This is a genomic window from Streptomyces sp. NPDC001373, from assembly GCF_042895815.1.
Lineage (GTDB): Bacteria > Actinomycetota > Actinomycetes > Streptomycetales > Streptomycetaceae > Streptomyces.
The window spans coordinates 42,279-59,054 of record NZ_JBIAWQ010000015.1 but is presented as its reverse complement, the minus strand read 5'-3'; the positions used below and the strand labels follow the sequence as shown (position 1 = coordinate 59,054).

Sequence of the window (16,776 nt, the reverse complement as noted above, 5' to 3'; positions counted from 1 at the left end):
GCGGGGGGCGCCCCCCCCCCCGGGCGGCCCCGGCGCCCCCCGCCGGGGGGGGGTGGGGGGGGGCCCCCCCCCCCCCCCCCCCCCGGGGCCCCCCCCCCCCCCCCCCGGGGCGGGGGCCCCCCCGGGGGGGGGCGGGGGGCCCCCCCGCCCCCCGCGCCCCGGCCGGGCGCCGCCGCGGTCAGGGGGCGGCGGCCTGGGCGAGCAGCCCCCCGGTGACGGCCGCGGCGACCCGCTCCGGCTGGTCGTCGAGGTAGAAGTGGCCGCCGGGGAAGACCTCCAGGGCGAAACCGCCCGTGGTGTGCTCCCGCCACGCCCGGGCCTCGCCGACCGTCACCACCGGGTCGCGGTCCCCGGTCAGGGCGGTCACCGGCACGGCCAGCGGCCCGCCCCCGCTCCAGGTGTACGTGCCGACGGCCCGGTAGTCCGCGCGCAGCGCCGGCAGCACCATCTCCAGGACCTCGGGGTTGTCGAGGAGCGTCTGGTCGGTGCCGCTCAGCCCGCGCACCTCGGCCAGCACGTCGGCGTCCCCGTAGTACCGGTAGTGGGTGCCGGACGGGTTGTCCGGCGCGCCCCGGCCGGAGACGAACAGCCGCCGGGGCGCGGGGAGTCCGGCCCGTTCCAGGCGGCGGGCCGTCTCGTACGCGACGAGCGCGCCCATGCTGTGGCCGAACAGGGCGTACGGACGCCCGGGGTCCGCGGCCAGTGCGCGGGCCAGTTCCCCCGACACCGCCTCGACCAGCCGTTCCAGGTCCGTGAACGGCGTTTCCCTGAACCGGTCCTGACGTCCCGGGTACTGCACGGACACCACGTCGAGGTCCGCGGGCAGCGCCTGCGCCAGGGGTTTGTACGCCGTCGCCGAGCCGCCCGCGTGGGGGAAGCACACGAGCCGCGGCCCGTTCCCCGCGGGTGTGGTGTAGCGCCGGAACCAGGTGCTGTTCACCGTCGTCGTGTCCCTTCGTCTCGTTGCCCCGCCGGGTCCCGCGTCCCTCAGACCGCTTCCGGCGCGAGCGTCCGCAGGGCCGCCGCCCGGCGGGGGCCCGCACCGGCGGAGGCATGCGCGAGGGCCGGTTCGGAGTCCAGCACCGAGGCCAGCCGGCGGACGCCCTCGCGGATCCGCTCCGGGGTGGGGTGGCAGTAGGACAGCCGCATCCGGCGGCTGCCGAGCCCGTTCGTGTAGAAGCCGGTGCCCGACGCGTACGCCACCCGCGCGGCCACCGCGCGCGGCAGCATCGCCCTGGTGTCCACGCCCTCCGGCACCTTGACCCACACGTAGAACCCGCCGGCCGGCTCGGTCCAGCCGCACCCCGGCAGGTACTCCTCCAGCGCGCCGAGCATCGCGTCGCGGCGCTCGCGGTAGACCTCCCGGAGCGTCGTGATCTGGCCCTGCCAGTCCTGTGTGTCCAGGTAGCGGGACACGATCATCTGGTTCAGCGTGGGCGGGCAGAGCGTGGCCGACTCGGCGGCCAGGACCAGCTTCTCCCGTACGGCGTGCGGCGCGAGCACCCAGCCGACCCGCAGGCCGGAAGCGAACGTCTTGGAGAACGAGCCCAGGTAGACCACGTTCTCCGGGTCCAGGGAGTGCAGCGCCGGGTAGGTCCGTCCGTCGAAGCCGAGCAGACCGTACGGGTTGTCCTCCAGCACCAGCACGCCGTACGCGCGGCAGATCTCCAGGATCTCCGCCCGCCGTTCGACGGCCAGCGTCACCCCGGACGGGTTGTGGAAGTTCGGGATCGTGTACAGCAGCTTCACCCGCCGCCCGGCGTTCCTCGCCTGCCGCAGCGCCGCCCGCAGCCCCTCCGGCACCAGCCCGCGGTCGTCCACGGGGACGTGCACGACCTCCGCCTGGTAGGCGGCGAACGAGCCCAGCGCGCCGACGTACGACGGGCCCTCGGCCAGCACCACGTCCCCCGGGTCGCAGAACAGCCGGGCCACCAGGTCGAGGCCCATCTGCGAGCCGACCGTCACCACGACCTCGTCGGGGTGGCCGGTGACCCCCTCCAGCGCCATCACCTCGCAGATCTGCTCCCGCAGCCGCGGAAGTCCGTGCGCGGAGGCGTACTGGAGCGCCGTCAGGCCGTCCTCGGCGATGAGCTGCGCGGCCTGTGCCGCGAGGGCCTCCAGCGGCAGCGCGGCCAGGTGGGGCATCCCCCCGGCCAGCGAGACCACCTCGGGCCTGCTGGCGACCGCGAACAGCGCCCGGATCTCCGAGGCCGTCATGCCCGCGGTGCGCGCGGCATAGCGGCCGAGATGCGGGTCGAGGCTGTTGCGGCCGCCCTGCGGACAGTGACCCATTCCGTCTCCCCAACCTCGTCCAGCTCTGCTGGACGAGCATCGGGGGGCCCGGTCGGGATCCCCTCGCGTCCCGCTCGCGAACTGCTCGCGGCGGGGTGGCGGCTCCCCGGAGCCCACGACGCGGGACGGCCGGATCCAGCCCCCCTCTCGGACACCCCCGCCCCGATCTGTACACCCGTATTGAACAACCGTCATAGACATACGTATAGTTGATCTCGGCAAGCCCGCCATCCACCCGGCACGAGGGAGCACCGACATGACCGCCACCGCCCAGCCCACCCGCGCCACCCTGGACGTCGACGGGCGTGCCCTCTCCTACCTGGACTTCGGCGGCACCGGCCGCCCCCTCCTCGCCCTCCACGGCCACCTCTCCGAGGGCGCCTCCTTCACGGCCCTGGCCGCCGCCCTGGGTCCCGGGTGGCGTGTGATCGCCCCCGACCAGCGCGGTCACGGCGACTCCGACCGCGCCCCCGAGTACACCCGCGCCGGCTACCTCGCCGACCTCCTCGCGCTCCTCGACCACCTCGGCATCGACCGCGCGGTCCTCCTGGGCCACTCCCTCGGCGCGGTCAACGCCTGCCACCTGGCCGCCGAACGGCCGGAGCTGGTCGAGGCGCTGATCAACGTCGACACCGCCGCCGACCTGCCCGACCACGGAGTCAGCCCCCTGGCCTTCGTCCTGGACTTCCCTTACACGGCTCCCACCCGCGAGGAGCTCGCCGTCGCCTGCGGCCCCCTCGCCGCCGTCCTCGGCCCCACCCTGCGCCCGCTGTCCGACGGCTCCGGCTGGCGGCTCCCGTTCCACCCCCGGGACACGGTCGACTCCGAGACGCTCGTCCACGGAAACCACTGGGAGCAGTGGCTCGCCGGCGACTGCCCCGCCCTCCTGATCCACGGCCTGCGCAGCCAGGTCCTCCCCGCCGCCCAGGCCGAGGCCATGGTCGCCCGCCGCCCCGGTACGTCCTACCGCCCCCTGGACGCCGACCACTTCGTCCAGCAGGCCGACCCCGAGGGCTTCGCGGAGGCCGTCCGCGCCTTCCTCGCGACCGTCTGACCCGCCCCCGCCGCCCACCGCCCCCGGCTCGTTCGAGCCGGGGGCGGTCTGCGTACGACGGAAGGCCGTTGCGTACGCCGTTCCATCACGCGTACAGTGTTCGCATCGAGCAACGCCGTACGCACCACCGAGCGCCGGCCCGCCGACGAAGCCGAAAGGGAACCACCCATGGAAACCCGCAACCCACGCCGCTGGTGGATCCTGGTCGTGCTGTGCCTCAGCACGCTGGTCCTGGTCGTCGACTCCATGGCCCTGACCGTCGCGGTCCCGTCCATGACCGCGGACCTCGGCGCGAGCGCCCAGGAAACCCAGTGGATCCTGGACTCCTACATCCTGGTGTTCGCCGGCCTCCTGCTCACCTCCGGCAGCCTCGGTGACCGCTTCGGCCGCCGGCGGGTCATGCTGATCGGCCTGGTGCTCTTCGGCGCCGCCTCGCTCGCCGCGACCTTCGCCGCCGACCCCGCCGAAGTGATCGCGGTACGCGTCGCCATGGGCGTCGGCGGGGCGCTGATCATGCCCTCCACCCTCTCCCTCCTCATCACCGTCTTCGACGAGGAGGAGCGCCCCCGGGCCATGGCCGCCTGGGGCTCCGTCTCGATGCTCGGCCTGGTCGGCAGCCCCGTCCTCGGCGGCGTCCTGATCGACCGGTTCTCCTGGCACTCGATCTTCCTGATCAACGTGCCCGTCGTCGTCCTCGCCGTCGTCGCCGCCCTGACCCTGATGCCGGAGTCCAAGGGCCCGTGGCAGAAGCCCGACCCGCTGGGCGCCGTCCTCTCCGCCACCGGAATGACCGCCCTGGTCTGGTGGATCATCGAGATCCCGCAGCACGGCGCCTTCGGCGGCCGCTCCGCCCTCACCCTGGGCGTCGCCGCGGCCGCCCTCGTCGGCTTCGTCGCCTGGGAGAGCACCACCGACTCCCCGATGGTCCCGCTCGCCCTCTTCCGGCACCGCAACTTCAGCGGTGGCTCGCTCTCCCTGACCCTCGTCCAGATCGGCAACGGCGGCCTGCTCCTGGTCCTCACCCAGTACCTGCAGTTCGTCCTCGGCTACTCGCCCCTCAAGGCCGGCCTCGCCTTCGTCCCGCTGGCCGTCGCCGCTCTCATCGGCAACGGCGCCGGCGCCGGCCTCGCCGCCCGGATCGGCAACCGCCCCCTGGTCCTGGCCGGCATGCTGGTGATGGCCTCCTCGTTCGCCCTGCTGACCACCGTCTCCGCCGACACCGGCTTCACCGTCCCGGCGGTTGCCCTCGGCCTCCTCGGCCTGGGCGCCGGCCTGGCCATGCCCGCCGCGGTGGGCGCCCTGATGGGCACCATCCCCGAGGAGCGGGCGGGCGTCGGATCGGCCCTCAACGACACCATCCAGCAGGCCGGCACCGCCCTCGGCATCGCCATCCTCGGCTCCCTGCTCACCAGCGGCTACGCCGGGAGGATGCCGGCCGGAGCCCCCGCCGAGGCCAGGCACTCCCTCGCCGGCGCCCTGGCCTCCGCCCACGGCGACCCCGGCCTGGTCCGCGCCGCCCGCGAGGCCTTCACCTCCGCGATGGCCACCACCTTCACCCTCAGCGCGGCCGGCATCCTCGCCGCAGCCCTCCTGGCCGCCGTGGTCATGCGCGACCAGAAGCCCGCCCCCGCCGCCCCCGCCCCCGCCCCCGCCCCCGAACCCCGGCCCGCCGCCTGACCCGCCCAGCCCGCCCGCGAAGGCCGGCGCCCCCCCGGGGCACCGGCCTTCGCGCACGCCCGGACGAGACGCAGGTCACACCCCGCCCCTGTCACAGAACGCACCGCGGCTCCGTCTAGAGGGCGTATCCGCCAACGGACCACCGCGAAGGAGCGGCACACCATGGACGCACGGCTCGACTACTTCACCAGCGCCACCGCCGGCAAGGCCCTCAAGCACGTCACCGCGGCGGGCAGGGCCGTCAAGGAATCGCCCCTGCCGGCCGCCACGCAGGAGCTCGTGGCGCTGCGCGTGAGCCAGCTCAACGGCTGCGCGGTCTGCATCGACATCCACACCAAGGAGGCCGCCGCCGCGGGCGAGACCTCCGTACGGACCCACCTGGTCGCCGCCTGGCGCGAGGCGACGGTCTTCACCGAGCCCGAGCGCGCCGCGCTCCGGCTGGCGGAGGAGGGCACCCGGATCGCGGACGCCGCCGAGGGCGTCAGCGACGAGGCGTGGGCGGAGGCCGCCCGGCACTACGACGAGGAGCAGCTCACCGCCCTCGCCCTGCTGATCTCCTTCATGAACATGGTCAACCGGCTGAACGTCATCGCCCGGCGTCCGTCCGCCGGCGACTACCGGGCCGGCCAGTTCGGCTGACGGAATCCGGGAGGCGGGGGCGGCGCCGCACGACGCGACCGCCGGCCCCGCCTCCGCCGCGGGCCCCCCTTCCCGCCGCCGGACCGTCATCCGGAAGAATCCCCTCCATGACCGTGCGCCCGTCCGAAGACCTGCCCGCCGCGTTCGCCCGCCTCGGCGGTGAGGAGGACGGCCGGGTCTGGAGCGAGCTCTGGGACGACCTGTGCCACCAGGGGACCGTCTACGACGACAGCTTCCCCGCCCTCCCGCACCTGGCGGCCATCGCCGCCGGCCGCGCCCCGGGCGCACCGCTCGACGCCGTCCTGATGGCGGGCCTCATCGCCTCGGCGGCGGACGAGGAGCGCACCGCCCGCTACGCCGCCGAGCTCGCCGTCCTCCTTCCGGTCGCCCGCCGCCTGCTGGACGCCGCGGTCAACGACGCCCCGGCCTTCGTCTACCTCCTCCAGTGCGTCCTGGCCTTCGAGGGCGAACGGGAGTGGAGCGCGAGCCGCCTCGAGGGCCTGTTCGAGCAGGAGTACGAGATCGACTGTCCCGCCTGCTCCTCGGACCTCACCATCGCCTTCGGCCCCGACGGCGCCTTCTGCGCGGACGGCGACCCCCTCGCCTCCGCCCCCGCGACGGCGCCGCTCCTCCCCGCCGACCCGCCCGCCCTCGACCCGCTCCCCGCCCGCCTGCACGCCGCGGCGAAGCGGGCGGGCCACGAGGACGTCGCCCGGGGGCTGACGTACCTCTTCGGCCGGGCGGCCTGCCCGGCCTGCGCCACCGCGTTCGCCGTCCCGGACCAGGTCCTGCGGACCTACTGACCCCCGGGCGGGTGCACGGAGAGCCAGTGCCGGGCGATCTGCTCCCGCGTGGCGACCCAGCCGCCGCCGAGCTGTGCGACGTGCCGCAGGAACCCGTCGAGCGCGCGGATGCGGCCGGGCCGCCCGATGATCCGTCCGTGCAGGCCGACGCTCATCATCCGCGGCCGCTCGGCCCCCTCCGCGTGCAGCGCGCCGTAGGTGTCGACGAGGTACGCGAGCATGTCGTCGGCGGTCGTGAACCCGTGCACGATCAGGAACTTGAAGTCGTTGGCGTCGAGCGCGTACGGCAGCACGAGCTGCTGCCGCCCGCCCGCCTCCGTGTAGAACGGCAGATCGTCGGAGTCGTAGAGGAACCCGCCCTCCTCCCCGACCAGCCGCCGCGTGCGGGAGCTGGTCCGCCCGGTGTACCACCCGACCGGCCGGCGCCCCACGAGCCGCTCGATCGTCGCGACCGTCCGCGCGATGTCGGCCCGCTCGGCCTCCTCGGGGACGTCCCGGTGGTCGATCCACCGCCATCCGTGGCCCGCCACCTCCCAGCCGGCGGCCCCCATGGCCCGCGCCGCCCCGGGATTGCGCTCCAGGGCCCGGCCGGCCGCGAAGACCGTGAGCGGCACCCCGTGCGCCGCGACCGTCCGGTGCACCCGCCAGAACCCGGCCCGCGCCCCGTAGGCGAACATCGACTCGGCGTTCAGGTCCCGTCCGCCCTCCACGGGCGGCGCGCCCACGATCTCGTGCAGGTACCCCTCGGAGCCGGAGTCCCCCTCCAGGACGCTCCGCTCGGCGCCCTCCTCGTAGTTCAGTACGAGGCTCACGGCGACCCGGGCCCCGCCGGGCCACCGCGCGTGCGGCGGTTCGGCCCCGTAGCCGACGAGATCACGCTGATACCCGGACACGGCCCGCACCCTACCGCCGTCCCCGGCGCCGGTCCCGCGGCCCGCCGGACGCGTACGCCCGGGCGCGGGAATACCCCGCGTCCGCCCTCGGTTCCCGGGATATAGTTGAAACATAAACAATCTTGGAAGGGGAGCCATGCAGTTCGGGATCTTCACCGTCGGCGACGTCACCACCGACCCGACGACCGGACGCGCGCCCGGCGAGCACGACCGCATCAAGGCCATGCTCGCCATCGCACAGAAGGCCGAGGAGGTCGGCCTCGACGTCTTCGCCACCGGCGAGCACCACAACCCGCCGTTCGTCCCCTCCTCGCCGACGACGATGCTCGGCTACATCGCCGCGCGCACCGAGAACCTGATCCTCTCCACCTCCACGACGCTGATCACCACCAACGACCCGGTGAAGATCGCCGAGGACTTCGCGATGCTCCAGCACGTCGCCGACGGCCGCGTCGACCTCATGACGGGCCGCGGCAACACCGGCCCGGTCTACCCCTGGTTCGGCAAGGACATCCGCGACGGCATCGACCTCGCCATCGAGAACTACGCGCTGCTGCGCCGCCTGTGGGACGAGGACGTGGTCACCTGGAAGGGCAAGTTCCGCACCCCGCTCCAGTCCTTCACCTCCACCCCCCGCCCCCTCGACGGCGTCGCCCCCTTCGTCTGGCACGGCTCCATCCGCTCGCCGGAGATCGCCGAACAGGCCGCGTACTACGGAGACGGCTTCTTCCACAACAACATCTTCTGGCCCGCCTCCCACACCCGGCAGATGGTCGAGCTCTACCGCGAGCGCTACGCCCACTACGGGCACGGCACCCCCGAGCAGGCCATCGTCGGACTCGGCGGCCAGGTCTTCATGCGCGGGAACTCCCAGGATGCCGTCCGCGAGTTCCGCCCGTACTTCGACAACGCACCCGTCTACGGCCACGGCCCCTCCCTGGAGGAGTTCACCTCCCAGACGCCCCTCACCGTCGGCTCGCCGCAGCAGGTCATCGAGCGCACGCTCTCCTTCCGGGACTACGCCGGCGACTACCAGCGCCAGCTCTTCCTGATCGACCACGCGGGCCTGCCCCTGAAGACCGTCCTGGAACAGATCGACCTGCTCGGCGAGGAGGTCGTCCCGGTCCTGCGCAAGGAGTTCGCCAACCTCCGCCCCGCCGGCGTACCGGACGCCGCCCCCACCCACGCGGCCCGCGTCGCCGCGGCGACGGCCCGGACCGACGCCGCCACCACCCCGCACCCCCCGCAGGAGGCACGCGCATGAAACTCGTCGTCGTATCGGCGGGCCTGAGCTCTCCCTCCTCGACCCGTCTGCTCGCCGACCGCCTGACGGCCGCGACCCTCACCGACCCGGCCCTCGCCCACCGGCACGCCGAACCCGAGGTGATCGAACTGCGGGACCTCGCCACGGAGATCGCCCGGCACTTCGTCACGGGCTTCCCGTCCGCCCGCCTGGCCGCCGCCCTCGACGCGGTGGCGTCCGCAGACGGCCTGATCGTCGTGACACCGGTCTTCGCCGGCTCCTACAGCGGCCTGTTCAAGTCCTTCTTCGACGTCATCGACAAGGACGCCCTCACCGGCACCCCCGTGCTCCTCGGCGCGACCGGCGGCACCGCCCGGCACTCCCTGGTCACCGAACACGCCCTGCGTCCCCTCTTCACCCACCTGCGCGCCCTCGTCGTCCCCACCGCCGTCTACGCGGCCTCGGAGGACTGGGGCGAAGAGGGCCTGGGCCGGCGCATCGCCCGCGCGGGCGGGGAACTGGCCCGCTCCATGGCCCCCGCCCACCCCGCCGCGGCCACCCCGGACGTGGAAACCACCGCCGCGACAGCCGCTCCCCGTTCCCCCACGGGCGCCATCACGTCCCTGCCCGCGTCGGCCGCCGCCACCCTCGTCCCCTTCGAACAGCGCCTGGCGGCCCTGCGGGTGGATGAGGAGGTGTCCTCACGGACAGGACCCGACCGGACGCCCTGACTACAGGCAGGCGAGCAGGGCGTCCAGGGGAGCGGGCACCCGGCCGGGGTCGAGGGACTCGGCCAGCAGCTGCCCGTAGCGGATCTTCCTCCCCTTCTTCGTCCCGAGGAACCGCCGCATCCGGTCCTGCGGGCTCCGGCCCCGCTGTGCGGGCTGGCGCGTGAAGGTCCGCCACGGCACGAGGTCGCCCTCGGCCTCCACGATCTCCTCCACCTTCGGCACGCCCAGCGCCCGGATCAGCTCCTCCTCCAGGTCCTTCACGCACACGAAGACCCCCTGCCCGGGCGCCCCGACCCGGTCCAGCGCACGGTCGTAGAAGGGCCGCTCCTGCTCGTCGCACAGCCCGGTGATCCGCAGCCCCAGCCCCGGCGGGCCCATCAGCTCGGCGTAGCGCCCGACGTTCATCGCCCCGCCCATGGAGAGCACGCAGACCCCCTCCGCGGCCAGCGCCCGCCCGAGGCGCCCGGCGAGGGTCTCCAGCGCGGCGAGATCACTGGGCCCCTCCACCAGCACCACGGCCCGCACCCCCGCACCGGCGGCCAACTCCCGCGCCACCGCCCCGCCCCCGCCCGCGGCCCATCCGCCGACCGCGTCCCGGAATCCCCCCATGTCCGTCATGGGGCCGATTCTGCTGCACGGCGTGACGGCGGTCAGCCGGATTTCCCCCAGCGCACCGGGCGCGCCCGGGCGATGCCCGCAGGACGTGTCAGCGCACGGTCAGCACCAGTGCCGCATGCTGGTTCTCGTGACCGGGTGAAGAGACCGGCCCGGTCACGAGGGAGAGGTGCCCGGAGCGGTTGATCGGGGACCGGCCACTGGCCGTTCGGGTTCCTTGGGGATCCACGCAGGTTCGAATCCTGCCCTCTCCGCCCCGGCGGACCGCGACCGGCAGGCGCACTCGTGGAGGCGGCCGACGCACCGAGCCGGAGGCCGGCCGGTCCCGCCGGCGACGGCCCGGCTCGCCGTCCACTCGGGCGGTCGCCCGCGTGCGTAGGCCGCCGGACCCCGGAACACGGCGCCCGGGGAAGGACACTGGGACGATCGTCCTCAACCTGGCGGTGCCCGGGCGGCTGGGCCGCAAGAAGGGCGCCTTCGACCTCGGACCGTTCGAGCTCCCGGTCGCGCCCTGGTGTGGACGCTCGTCGCACTGTTCGTACCGGTCGCACCGAAGGAGGCCTTCGTCTCCGCCGTGATCGTGGCCCGACTCCTCCTGGTGGGCGGGGTGTTCGTCCTCGTCCCGCTGACGGTCGACCGCGAGGCCCTGAAGACCGAACCCGGCGACCTGACCGACTCCTTCCGCCCCTGACCTTTTCGGCCGTACCGGGCCCGCGCTCGGCAGGACGGCCCCGGTGCGCGGCCGCACTCGGCGGTGCGTCAGACGACGGTGCCGAGGGAGGTCCAGCCGCCACCCGTGTCGCCGCCGTTGAACAGGTACACCACCGCGCTGTCACCCGTTCCCGACAGGACGTAGTCGGCGTGGCTGTCGCCGTCGAAGTCGACGAACTGCACCTTGCTCTGCGTCGTGGTCAGACCGGTCGCCGCCTGTCCGAGGGATCCCCAGCCGCCGTGCTGGTCGCCGCCCCGGTTCAGGTAGACGTCGACGGCGCCACTGGCGGCGATGCGGGTGTAGTCGGCCCGGCCGTCGCCGTCCCAGTCCGCGAGCCGGACCCGCGACCGGTCGTTCGTCAGACCGCTGGCCACCTGCCCCAGGAACTGCCAGCCGCCGCCCGTGTCGCCGCCGCGGTTGGCGTAGACGGTGACGGCGCCGCTGTCGGAGATCGTGATGTAGTCGGCCTTTCCGTCACCGTCGAAGTCGGCGAAGCGGACCTGGTCCTGGTTGGTCGTGGTGCCCGCGGCGACCTGACCGCCGCCCGCCCAGCCGCCGCCCACGTCACCGCCGCGGTTGAGGTAGACGACGAGGCTGCCGTTGGCGTTGACGAGGATGTAGTCGGCCTTGCCGTCCCCGTCCCAGTCGGCGAACCGGACCCGTGTGCGGTCGGTCGTGAGGCCGCCGGCGACACGGCCGATGCTCTGCCAGCCGCCGCGGGAGTTGCCGCCGCGGTTCAGCTTGACGTCGACCTGGCCGCCGTCGGCGACGAGGAGCTGGTCGGGGCGGCCGTCGCCGTCCCAGTCGGCCCAGCGCACGCGGCCGGCGCCGCCGGCCTCGTTGCCGGCCCGCGGCGCGGGAGCGTGCTGCGTCCAGCCGTCGGTGACGGCCTGTTCGAGGGCATCGGCGTAGACACGGGCCATCTTGACGTAGCCGGCGTCGTTGGGGTGCAGGTTGTCGGTCAGTTCCGTCGCCACGTCCAGCTTGGGCGGTTCCACGTAGCGGAAGTGCTGGCCGGCCGCCCTGCGGGAGGCCTCCTGGCCGCGGATGACCGCGTTGAAGCTGCCCGCCCGCTGCTCCTGGCCCACGGTGTCGGTCAGCAGACCCTGGACGATGACGGTGACGCCCGGCTTGCGCGCCTGGACGGAGTCGATCAGCACGGACAGCTGGTTCGCCGCGGTGACCGGGTCGGTCTCCGGCTTGCGCAGGTCGTTGATGCCCAGGTGGAGCAGGACCACGTCCGGGATGGCGGCGGACTGCCACTGGGCGACGTTCGCACGGACCTGCTCGATGGTCCATCCGCTGTGGCCCTCGTGGTCGGGGTCCGCCACGTTGCCGCCGGAGGTGTTGCCGACGAAGTCGGGCAGGTAACGGGACTGCCCCGATATGAGGTTCCACAGGGGCAGCCGGTACCCGGCGCCCCCGGAGCTGTTGACGCCCTGGGTGATGGAGTCGCCGAGCGGCATGATGCGGACGAGCGGCGGCGAGGGCTGCGGGGCCGCGGCGGCCGGCGTCATGCCGAGAGCCAGCAGGGCGGTGCCTGCGAGCAGGGAAAGACTGAGGTGCGCGGTGCGCTTGATCACGGGTCTGGGACCTTCGGTACGGAGTGGCTGCGTGACGGGGCTGGGCGCACGGCCGGGAAGCGGGAGGACCGGAGGACCCGGACGGCCGTGCGGAAGGGTCAGCCGGTCACGCTGAGCTCGACGACGACCCGGCCCGTGGCGGCCAGAGGGTCCCCCGTCACGTTCGCGTAGCTGTTCTTGCCGACCTGGAGGGCCGTGGTGGTGCCGCCCGAGGTGAGCTTCGCGCTCACGGCGTGCTTGCCGGCGTCGAGGGCGAAGACGCGGTCCAGCTCGAAGGCGACCCGTCCGGTCTGCCCGGCCGTACTGAAGCAGTAGATGGGCTTCCGCTTAACGGCGGCGTCCTCGTACGTGTAGACACGGACCTGGGCGGTGCTGCCTCCGCATTCGGCGAGCGTGATGCCGCCGTTCCCGCGCAGGAGCTTGATGCCGTCCTTCGCCAGGATCGCGGCAGCGTTCGGGTACGGGGGGTCCCCGGCCGGGGCGGAGGCCGAAGGAGACGGCGCGACCGGCACGGACGGAGAGGCGGAAGCCGACGCGGACGCCGACGCCGTCGGGGACGCCGACGGCAGGGGCTTCACAGGCGCGGCCGGAACGGCCGCGGACGAGGTGCGCGTCCCGTCGTCAGCGGCCGCGTAAGCGCCGACGGCGCAGAGCGAGGTGACCGCTATGGCGGCTATGACAGGTTGACGCACGTGGGAGAACACCGGAAAGGGAGCCTTTCAGTGGCGGAAGGAGCGACGATGGAAATCACATGATCATGATCATGTGAAGGTAACTCAAAACCATCTAATCGCCCCACGAATGAGGCGCCCTGCCGGGCGCGCATGTCGCACCAGCGGCCCGAACCCCCGTACGCCTTCCCCGCCTTCGGCGGCACCGCCGCCTGGCCGCTCGTCGGTGGCCTGTCAGCGCTGTCGGTGCGATGTCGGCGGGCGCTGACACCCTTCGAGGAGTCCGGCCGGGTACCCGCCCGGCACGGAATCCGAGGAAGGGGATCTCTCGTGCATGACGTGGTGATCGTGGGGGCCGGCCCGGTGGGTCTGCTCCTCGCCTGCGAGCTCGGCCTCGCGGGCTGTTCCGTGCTGGTGCTCGAACGGGAGCCGCAGCTCGGCTCCCCGTTACGGTCGGCCCCGCTCGGCAGGCGCGGGCTGTCCGCCGCGTCGGCCGAGGTGTTCGACCGGCGCGGCCTGCTGGAACCGCTGCTGGCGGCGTCGGGCGTTCAGGAGGTGTTCGGTGCCGCGGCCCCCGGAGCCGGTGCGCCGGCAGGCCCCCGCTTCGTCGGCCACTTCGCCGGCATGATGCTCGACGGGGACCGGGTCGACGCCGCCGCCCTCCCCTTCCGGCTGCCCGGCCCGGCGCCCGAAGCCATGGTGACGGACCTCGAAGCGGTCGAGACGGTGCTCTCCGAGCGGGCGTCCAAGCTCGGCGTGGACATCAGGCGCGGCGTCACGGTCTCGGCCGTCTCCCAGAACGGGGAGGGCGTGGTCGCACGAGCCGGCGCGGACACGTACGAGGCGCGCTGGCTGGTCGGCTGCGACGGCGGACGCAGCACGGTGCGCAGGCTCGTCGGCTTCGAGTTCGTCGGTACCGAACCGCAGTTCACCGGATACACCATGCAAGCCACGCTCGCCGACCCCGACACGCTGCTCCCCGGGTTCCACCTGACACCGGCGGGCATGTACCTCCGGATGCCCGCCGACGGCCACATCGCCATGATGGACTTCGACGGCGGTGCGTTCGACCGTTCACAGCCGCCGACCCGCGAGCATCTCCAGGCGGTTCTGCGCCGCGTGTCCGGCATCGACGTGACGATCGGCGAGGTCCGCGTCACCTCGAGCTTCACCGATCGGGCGATGCAGACGACGGCCTACCGGCGCGGACGCGTCCTGCTCGCGGGCGACGCCGCCCACATCCACTCGCCCCTCGGCGGCCAGGGGGTGAACACCGGCATCGGCGACGCCGTGAACCTGGGGTGGAAGCTCGCGGCGACGGTACACGGGTACGCGCCCGACGGTCTCCTCGACACCTACACCGACGAGCGCCACCCGATCGGGGCCGCGGTGCTCGACTGGTCGCGCGCCCAGGTGGCGACCATGCGGCCGGAACCGTACGCCCAGGCGATCCAGGCAGTGGTCCGCGACCTCATCGGGACCCGTGACGGAGCGACCTACGTGTTCGGGAAGCTGTCGGGATCGTGGATCCGGTACGACCTCGGCAGCGAGCATCCGCTGGTCGGCCGCAGCGCCCCCGACTTCCGCCTTGAGGACGGCACCCGCCTCGGCGACCTCATGGAGGACGGACGCGGCGTCGTGCTCGATTTCAGCACCGACCACCGCCTGCACGCGTCGGCAGCCGGCTGGGAGGGCCGGATACGGTACGCGGCCGGGACCGCGAGCAACGACCTCGGCTCGGGCGCCGTGCTGGTGCGCCCCGACGGCGTAGTCGCCTGGGCGGGCGACCGTCACCCTGATCGCAAGGCGTTCGAACAGGCCGCCACCCGTTGGCTCGGCACTCCCGACCCCGCACCCCTCCACACGGATTCCAGCCGGCCGTGAACACCTCGACCCGCCACCCACGCTGCACGAACCCCAAGGGGCCATCAAGACGCCACTCCACCACCTCGGCACGGGGGAGCCGCGGCGTCCTGGACGCGGTGCTCGTCCGCCCGGGCCTGGCGGCGGAAGCCGGCGCCGACCGGACGGTCAACCTGGGGCCCGGCCGCGGCCGCCGGCCGCCGTCCGTCCCGCGCTGACGAACGGGTCCTTCGGGGCCGGCCCCGATGGGTGCCGGCCCCGTTTCGCGACCCCCGCAGGAGTGAATCCGGGCCTCGCGTACGCGTAGGCGGCGTGTGCGCGCACGCTGGCGGCGGCCGGGACCGAACGCTAGCGCGGGCGGCCGACCGGGTGCGGCCGGAGTCGCGCGGGCCGCCGGTGACGCCGACTCGGTCGGCCCGGTAGACCGCCGGTGCGGTGACGGGCCGGCTGGCGGGCGGTGCTCGAAGCCCCACGCTGCGCGCCCAGCAGCCTGTCCAGCCCGTGCCGCGCCGGGGGCCGATCTGGAAGCGGCCCCGGAAACCGAAGTCTCATCGGACGAGCGGTCAGGTCGAAGGGGAGGGGGTGCAGTCGACTGTCTCGGTCAGGTCCTGGCCTCGTGCGTCGGGGTGGGCGAGTCCGTCCAGGACCAGAGCGAGCAGGTGGGCGCGGCGGGCGGAGTGGGGCATCTTGCTGTGCAGCTGGCCCGGGTCGCCGGCGCGGGCAGGGTCGTCGGGGCGGCATCCGGGCGGCACGAAGCCTTCCTCAAGAGCCTCGGCGTCGACCAGTTCGTGGACTACACCCGCACCCCCGTGGAGGAGGCCGTGCGGGAGGTGGACGTGCTGGTCGACGGCGTCGGCGGCCCGGACGGGCACCGTCTTCTGCCCGTCCTGCGGCGCGGCGGCCGCATCGGCGCGGTCTTCCCCGGGGACTACGACCCCGAGCGGGCGGCCCGGGAGGGCGTCACCGCCGGCGTCTGGCAGGTGCGCCCCAGCGGCGAGCAGCTGGCCGAGCTGGCCCGCCTGGCGGACGCCGGCCGGCTACGCCCGGCCGTCGAAGCGGTCTTCCCGCTTCACGAGGCCGCGCGGGCGCACGTACGCGCGGAACTGGGCCACCTCCAGGGCAAGCTCGTCCTGCACGTTGGTCACTGAGGACTTCGGCAGGCAGGTGCGATCTCTCGGGCCCGACCGGTGCCGGGGTGGCGGCGGACCGCTGACGGAGGCCCTTGGGGCGCCTCGCCTCCGTGGACGTCGACCACAAGCACCACGACGGGGGCCACCATCCCCCTCTACGACGCCCGGGACGTCGCGCTACTCACCGTCCCGCCGGGCCGCCGCTCCCCCTCGCCGTGCCCCACCAGGTCCGTCCCGGGCACGGACCGGGTCGGGTGCGCGTCCGTGCCGGCCACCGGGGCGGGGAAGTCGGTTTTGCGGCGGCGCCATTGACGACCGCGGCCCGGCCCCCGCGGGCGACCCGGGCCACCTCCGCCGCTCCTTCCGCATTCCCAGCACCGACGCCACCGCGACCTCTCGGTCATGAAGCGGACACAAGACGCCGCATGGTCTCCCTCACTCCGAGGGAGACCATGCCTGACCAGCAGAAATCAACGGATCACGTTCGGTTCAACGAGCCGAAGCGGCACCCGAGGACGACGCCCGCCCGCTCGTCGCACGTGGGCCCCGCACTCTCATCTGACAACCCTCAGACGACGCGAGATCGGCGTCCTCGCGGGGCACGTGACCGCGTTACCTGACACGAAAGCGGCCACCAACGGGGAAAACATCCAACGGCAGCTGCGACGTCGTACCTGTGCACCGGCAACACCGGCTACGACGGCCCGCCCGGCCTCGGCGTCTCAACATCCCTGCGGACCGAGCCGGCCCGGTCGTGGGGGGCCGGGGGGGGCCCCTTTCCCTCCCCGCCTCCCTTGTGCGGTGTTGGGGAGAGGGTAACCCGGGGGGGGGGGGGTGGGGGGGAGGGTGTTGGGGGGGTTAGGGGGTGGG

Annotated in this window: 16 protein-coding genes and 1 tRNA gene; 11 read left to right on the top strand and 6 right to left on the bottom strand. The window is 73.9% G+C overall.

What is annotated here, in order from left to right:
- Nucleotides 1–178: 178 nt before the first annotated feature.
- Both ACFY15_RS27895 and ACFY15_RS27890 read right to left on the bottom strand, forming a co-directional pair.
- Nucleotides 179–940, bottom strand: a complete 762-nt coding sequence (locus tag ACFY15_RS27895) for a thioesterase II family protein (protein ID WP_390690360.1) — start codon at nt 938–940, stop codon at nt 179–181.
- A 47-nt stretch (nt 941–987) separates the two neighbouring features.
- A complete protein-coding gene (locus ACFY15_RS27890) occupies nt 988–2,292 on the bottom strand; it encodes a PLP-dependent aminotransferase family protein (RefSeq protein ID WP_390690359.1) in 1,305 nt (434 codons plus the stop codon).
- 256 nt (nt 2,293–2,548) lie between these two features.
- Here ACFY15_RS27890 and ACFY15_RS27885 point away from each other — a divergent pair, with 256 nt between their 5' ends.
- The 4 genes from ACFY15_RS27885 (at nt 2,549) to ACFY15_RS27870 (ending at nt 6,465) form a co-directional block, all read left to right on the top strand.
- On the top strand, nt 2,549–3,346 hold the full coding sequence (locus tag ACFY15_RS27885; protein ID WP_390690358.1) for an alpha/beta fold hydrolase: 798 nt from the start codon (nt 2,549–2,551) through the stop codon (nt 3,344–3,346).
- Between the two features lie 168 nt (nt 3,347–3,514).
- Nucleotides 3,515–5,023 carry an MFS transporter gene (locus ACFY15_RS27880; RefSeq protein ID WP_390690357.1) on the top strand — a complete coding sequence of 503 codons (1,509 nt, stop codon included), beginning with the start codon at nt 3,515–3,517 and terminating at the stop codon, nt 5,021–5,023.
- Nucleotides 5,024–5,185: 162 nt separating this feature from the next.
- Nucleotides 5,186–5,662, top strand: a complete 477-nt coding sequence (locus tag ACFY15_RS27875) for a carboxymuconolactone decarboxylase family protein (RefSeq protein ID WP_390690356.1) — start codon at nt 5,186–5,188, stop codon at nt 5,660–5,662.
- 107 nt (nt 5,663–5,769) lie between these two features.
- Complete coding sequence (locus ACFY15_RS27870; protein ID WP_390690355.1) at nt 5,770–6,465, top strand: hypothetical protein; 696 nt, start codon at nt 5,770–5,772, stop codon at nt 6,463–6,465.
- Here ACFY15_RS27870 and ACFY15_RS27865 read toward each other — a convergent pair.
- A complete protein-coding gene (locus tag ACFY15_RS27865) occupies nt 6,459–7,358 on the bottom strand; it encodes a polysaccharide deacetylase family protein (RefSeq protein WP_390826278.1) in 900 nt (299 codons plus the stop codon). The two genes, ACFY15_RS27870 and ACFY15_RS27865, sit on opposite strands and share 7 nt — an antisense overlap.
- Before the next feature lie 136 nt (nt 7,359–7,494).
- On the opposite strand from ACFY15_RS27865, the gene ACFY15_RS27860 reads away from it, so the two are divergent.
- Nucleotides 7,495–8,622, top strand: coding sequence for an LLM class flavin-dependent oxidoreductase (locus ACFY15_RS27860; protein ID WP_390690353.1), 1,128 nt, complete (start codon nt 7,495–7,497; stop codon nt 8,620–8,622).
- Entirely contained in the window at nt 8,619–9,332 is a 714-nt protein-coding gene (locus ACFY15_RS27855; protein WP_390690352.1) for a CE1759 family FMN reductase, read from the top strand. The genes ACFY15_RS27860 and ACFY15_RS27855 overlap by 4 nt, the downstream gene beginning before the upstream one ends.
- Here ACFY15_RS27855 and ACFY15_RS27850 read toward each other — a convergent pair whose 3' ends face one another.
- Entirely contained in the window at nt 9,333–9,950 is a 618-nt protein-coding gene (locus ACFY15_RS27850; protein WP_390690351.1) for a TOPRIM nucleotidyl transferase/hydrolase domain-containing protein, read from the bottom strand. It lies immediately after the preceding gene.
- A gap of 160 nt (nt 9,951–10,110) precedes the next feature.
- On the opposite strand from ACFY15_RS27850, the gene ACFY15_RS27845 reads away from it, so the two are divergent.
- Both ACFY15_RS27845 and ACFY15_RS27840 read left to right on the top strand, forming a co-directional pair.
- Nucleotides 10,111–10,201: transfer RNA gene (locus ACFY15_RS27845), tRNA-Ser, on the top strand.
- Between the two features lie 260 nt (nt 10,202–10,461).
- Complete coding sequence (locus ACFY15_RS27840; RefSeq protein ID WP_390690350.1) at nt 10,462–10,638, top strand: hypothetical protein; 177 nt, start codon at nt 10,462–10,464, stop codon at nt 10,636–10,638.
- 68 nt (nt 10,639–10,706) lie between these two features.
- Here ACFY15_RS27840 and ACFY15_RS27835 read toward each other — a convergent pair whose 3' ends face one another.
- Both ACFY15_RS27835 and ACFY15_RS27830 read right to left on the bottom strand, forming a co-directional pair.
- The gene (locus ACFY15_RS27835; RefSeq protein WP_390690349.1) at nt 10,707–12,242 is read right to left on the bottom strand and encodes an FG-GAP-like repeat-containing protein; all 1,536 of its coding nucleotides are present in this window, start codon (nt 12,240–12,242) and stop codon (nt 10,707–10,709) included.
- A 98-nt stretch (nt 12,243–12,340) separates the two neighbouring features.
- Nucleotides 12,341–12,754 (bottom strand): hypothetical protein, encoded by a 414-nt coding sequence (locus tag ACFY15_RS27830; protein WP_390690348.1) that lies wholly within the window; start codon nt 12,752–12,754, stop codon nt 12,341–12,343.
- A gap of 489 nt (nt 12,755–13,243) precedes the next feature.
- Between ACFY15_RS27830 and ACFY15_RS27825 the strand changes: the two genes are divergently transcribed.
- The 3 genes from ACFY15_RS27825 to ACFY15_RS27815 all read left to right on the top strand — a co-directional run bounded on the left by ACFY15_RS27825 (nt 13,244) and on the right by ACFY15_RS27815 (nt 15,924).
- Nucleotides 13,244–14,797 (top strand): FAD-dependent oxidoreductase, encoded by a 1,554-nt coding sequence (locus ACFY15_RS27825; protein ID WP_390690347.1) that lies wholly within the window; start codon nt 13,244–13,246, stop codon nt 14,795–14,797.
- Nucleotides 14,794–14,994, top strand: coding sequence for a hypothetical protein (locus tag ACFY15_RS27820; RefSeq protein ID WP_390826277.1), 201 nt, complete (start codon nt 14,794–14,796; stop codon nt 14,992–14,994). The genes ACFY15_RS27825 and ACFY15_RS27820 overlap by 4 nt, the downstream gene beginning before the upstream one ends.
- Before the next feature lie 408 nt (nt 14,995–15,402).
- Nucleotides 15,403–15,924 (top strand): zinc-binding dehydrogenase, encoded by a 522-nt coding sequence (locus ACFY15_RS27815; protein ID WP_390690346.1) that lies wholly within the window; start codon nt 15,403–15,405, stop codon nt 15,922–15,924.
- Nucleotides 15,925–16,776 lie beyond the last annotated feature (852 nt).